General features: G+C 45.1%; 2 protein-coding genes. Both read right to left on the bottom strand.

Translation table 11 applies throughout. The annotated features are described in order from the left end of the window. A partial coding sequence (locus tag Q0668_RS06400) for a hypothetical protein (protein WP_298861539.1) occupies nucleotides 1-1,174 on the bottom strand: 1,174 nt, incomplete at its 3' end. Nucleotides 1,175-1,267: 93 nt separating this feature from the next. After that, a complete protein-coding gene (locus tag Q0668_RS06395) occupies nucleotides 1,268-4,183 on the bottom strand; it encodes a c-type cytochrome (RefSeq protein WP_298861536.1) in 2,916 nt (971 codons plus the stop codon). Nucleotides 4,184-4,433 lie beyond the last annotated feature (250 nt).

Raw genomic sequence — 4,433 nt, 5'->3', positions numbered from 1 at the left:
TCATCAGTCGTTTTCCATTTTGAATTCTTGAGGTCAAAGCACGGTCAAGAATTCCGCCAGTTAACAGCGTTCGCTCGACGGGATAGGTTGGACGACCGGTGTGCATCATTCGCTCAATGCCTTTCAAAAGGTAAGCAAAATGGGGATGACTGGGTTCGGTACGCTCTTCAAATTGAGTGGCAATCGGTTGCTGCCCCTTGAGCTTGAGGGCCACTGAAGTACGGTTGACGGACTGCAGCATGAACTGAATTCCCAAAAATCCGTCATGATACTTAAACAGAAATAATGCTGCGTCGGGGTCCTCGCGAATATCAGCGTTGCTCAGTTTCGGAACCGCGGCAAGTGCCGCGTTGAACAGGTTTTTGGGGACGATGCCTTCATCCAGGGCTTTCCACATTGCATCGCCTTCGAGGTATTGCACCCATTTTACACCCTTTTCGGCACCACTACGTTGCTCGACCAGACATTGATAACATTCGAGTGCATGAATGCCATAGATGTCGAGTCCGGAGTAACCAATTCCCACGGCTGCCTCGATTTCAGAACCTGGAGGAATGTTGATCTCGGGTTTACGATAAGTCAGAGGAAGCGACGACCCGGCCATGAAAGGAACCTTCATCTTCCGGGCACGATCATAAATCCATTTCCCGTCTGACCAGACGGGTCCCAGATGTTTGTCATTGAAAACTGGAACAACGCGGTTGTACTTCTCAAAGGTGTCAGTAATTTCTTCAAAAAAACGGCGGCGGGGATAAAGTTGCTGCCCTTTGGAGTTAATGGGATAATCACCGTGTTCCCCAATACTGATCACACCGTCGACGGGGATATGGTCACATCCGACAGTAACTGCTCTTTCGATCGTATCGAAAATGGGTACATTGTACTTAGCGGCCATCTGACGAGAGACATCAAGATCGGAAAATTGATCTACGTACAATGACGCCAACTTCAACGCTGGCCCTGCCCCGCCGTCTTGCTTCCATCCCTCCAGAATTTTTCCAACCAATACATCAGCGTGTGTCCCCGGTTCATAGATCGATACAATAGCGGCGACAGATTTTGTTTTGATTGGCTCTTCCGAATTCGCTTTGGCGCGCTGCGCCGTTGCACCACAGGCGAAGATTGCTGCATTGGTGAGCCAGTCTCTGCGAGTGATGTTATTTGAGTATATCATTGTGTCACTTTACTAAAATGATTTGTAGCTCAGCCGTTTGACGGTACAAGCAGATCTAATCCCCTGGCTTCTCTCAAGAAGTAACGCCAAACGTTAATCCTTCTTCTGAAACAGTTCATGATCAGGATTCCCACCTGATCTTAAATAGGCCAGTAAATCCAATGTCTCTTCTTTGGTCAATGTGTCTACAAGCCCTGTTGGCATCATCGAAGATTTGGAAGGTATCATTTCATCAACCGTATCTCGATCAACTATAGTCAGATTACTGGGTTGAGTCATATCGGTCAGTACCATCATATTTTTTCCACTAAGGTTAATCACGCGTCCATTGACAACACGGCCATCATCCAGGGCAAACATTGTTGATGCATATTGATCGGAAATCACTTTGGAAGGTTCAACAATAGACTCCAGTAGATTCTGAGCATTGAAGCGTCCTCCGGCACCTGTCAGATCGGGTCCAATTGTCCCACCTTCTCCCGCAAAACGATGACATTTGAAGCAGGCTCCCGCGGCAAACATTTCACGCCCTCGTTCAAAATTGCGCTGATTTTTATCGGTATTAACTGCATTCAATAATTCTCCCACAGTCCACTTCTTGACGATAGACCTTGGTGGCCCTTCTGCAATCGGAACTGCTTTTTCCAGATTGACATCCAGAATTGGTTTGAGCATTTCTTTTTCCTGATCGGAAAGTGTCTTGATGGCTTCCGCACGAATATTCACGAGAAACTTATTGAATGACATACCCCCTCTATGCGCCATCGATTTCAAATACCACTTGAAGTATTTCTTGCGCAGATCATCATTCCAACCAACTGAAATACTGCTGAGAACTTTGGCATAATGAATTTGCTCTTCCTGTGTCAAAGCATTGTTTTGCAACTTGAGCGTTCTCTCGATGACTTTGGGTGCATTCAGGTAAGTCAATACCTGACTTAACTCGCGGTTCATAAATGAATTTCGAGCCGGATATGCTTTATTGATTTGTGCGAGTATATTCAAGCGTTCCAAATCTGTCGGTTTCCCCAATCGTATAAACACTAATTGATACAGCCGTAACAGATCCCTCTTCTGCGTTTCAGAAAGTACCTTCCAGTCAAGATTTTTCAGAGTATTCAACAAAGGAGTTTTAAACGTCGGCGTACCATTTCTTGCTAAAGCAATTCCAGCCGTAATCAAAGTAGTTGGATCTTTTTCAAACAAAACACAATTCTGCCATTGTTCGACGGGTTGGTGTTCGAGTGCGATTCGAGCCGCATAACGAATGTGCCGATCTTTATGACCCAGAAATTGCCAGATTGAATAGACGGCTGTTTCTGACTGCTTTCCGTGAAATTCTTCCAAATCACGACGGAGTTCCCGTAATCTTGCCATAGCATCCGGTACAGGTTGAACAGGATCCGTTGATTCCTTACCTGTATAAGTAATGCGGTACAGCCCCGACTGCGTTTTTCTGCCACCAATTGTAAAATAAAATGCGCCATCAAGAGGATTTACGACTAAATCTGTCGCCGGCAACGGAGTCGCAGAGGCAAATTTTTCATAAGTGGCTACATAGGATGCCCCTTGTGGCTTCATATGTACTGCGTAAATAATGCCGTAACTCCAGTCAGAAATGAACAACGATTTTTGATACTTGGCCGGAAACTTTGTGCCCGTTCCAAATACAATCCCGGTGGGGGAACCTTGACCTATATTTACGATCGCAGGCAGACTGTCTGGATAATAATCGGGCCATTTACCGGTTCCGGAACGCCAGCCGAATTCACTACCACTTGTGACATGATTGACACGCGTGGGGCGATACCAGGGAGATCCCACATCCCATTCCATGTCGGCATCATACGTAAACAGCTCTCCTTCTGGATTGAAGGCGATATCGTATTCGTTTCGAAATCCAATACTCACGACTTCAAATTCCTTTCCTTCCGGATCGGTTCGACAGATCCAACCACCGGGGGCCAGTTTCCCGGCGGCGTGACCGCGGGCGTCCCATAAACGTGGCAGTAATAAATCTTCACCCCAATTACGAGGCACTACTGATTTCTCCGGAGCAGGCAAGTCGGTATGATTCCCGGCAGCAATGTAAAGTGATTTTTTATCGGGTGAGAGAATAATGGCATGCGGACCATGTTCGCCGCCCCCCTTGATTTCTCTCAGAAATTTCACTTCATCAAACTGGTCATCACCATTGGTATCTTTCAGACGATATAATCCGGAAGGCCGTTCCTTTCCGCCATTGACAACTGCATACAAACTGTCAAACGCATAGAGTAAACCATGAGCCATTCCCATATCGACGGACAGTTGTTCCACTCGTGTATCGTTTGTTTTCGAGCCAATCTTTGAAGGCGTAATTCGATAGAGATCGCCATATTGATCTGAGGTTATCAAACGGCCTTTGGGGTCAATCGTCATACTGACCCAGGATCCTTGCACATCCGTTGGTACGGAATAGAGCAATTCCACCTTGAAATCTTTTAATAATTTGATTTGATCAACGGGAGTTGCGGTAGCAGAAGGAGGGGCTGCTGTATTTTCCAGAGTGATCGATTCAATCTCAACTAGACCTTTCTGACTGGCTGGGTCAATCCTCAAGCCCGTCATTTCTGAGTCTGCATAAAATACAAAAGCCAAATTCTGCCATTCGTTTTTGGAGTTTTTTATTTGGATCTTTTGTGAACGTGCATCGGAATAGGCATTTTGTTTCTGAGTTTTCCAGTAAATTTCGCCCTTCTGATTTTGTGCAGACCGCAGACGAATCTTAACTTTTTTCCAGCCGGCAGGTGATTTAAGATCTCGACCAAAGTGCGGGTCTTTTCCTGTGCTGTTGACCTGTAACATATTCTCTTTAACGGTGAGGTTACAAGCATTGTATGCTTTCCAACCATGATCACTTTTTGCGAACGTCCATGTTTGAGTATTACTAGAATCATTCGCCAACAATGGCAAGGAAACCAGTACCGCACAAATGATAATACACAGCTTCTTGAGAGTTTGTATCACTTTGCTGCCTCAGCTTAATGTTAGATTGAAAATGTGATCAATTTTGTTTGAATGCGGTGATAATGAACTGGGTTATTTTGAGAATATTCAATGTGTTGTATCGCATACCCGCTTATAATCACACAGGAAGGATTTGCTGTTATTAAACTGAACAATGGGTTAATTATCAGGTCTTTTTATAGTAGCAGGTAGTTAATGCCTTGAAAACTCGACCGGTTTCAATTTTATTTTTTGATGGACAGAATTTGGC

The organism is uncultured Gimesia sp., from assembly GCF_937910335.1.
Lineage (GTDB): Bacteria > Planctomycetota > Planctomycetia > Planctomycetales > Planctomycetaceae > Gimesia.
Note: the sequence above shows the minus strand (reverse complement) of the source record. Positions and strands in the feature narration are given on the sequence as shown.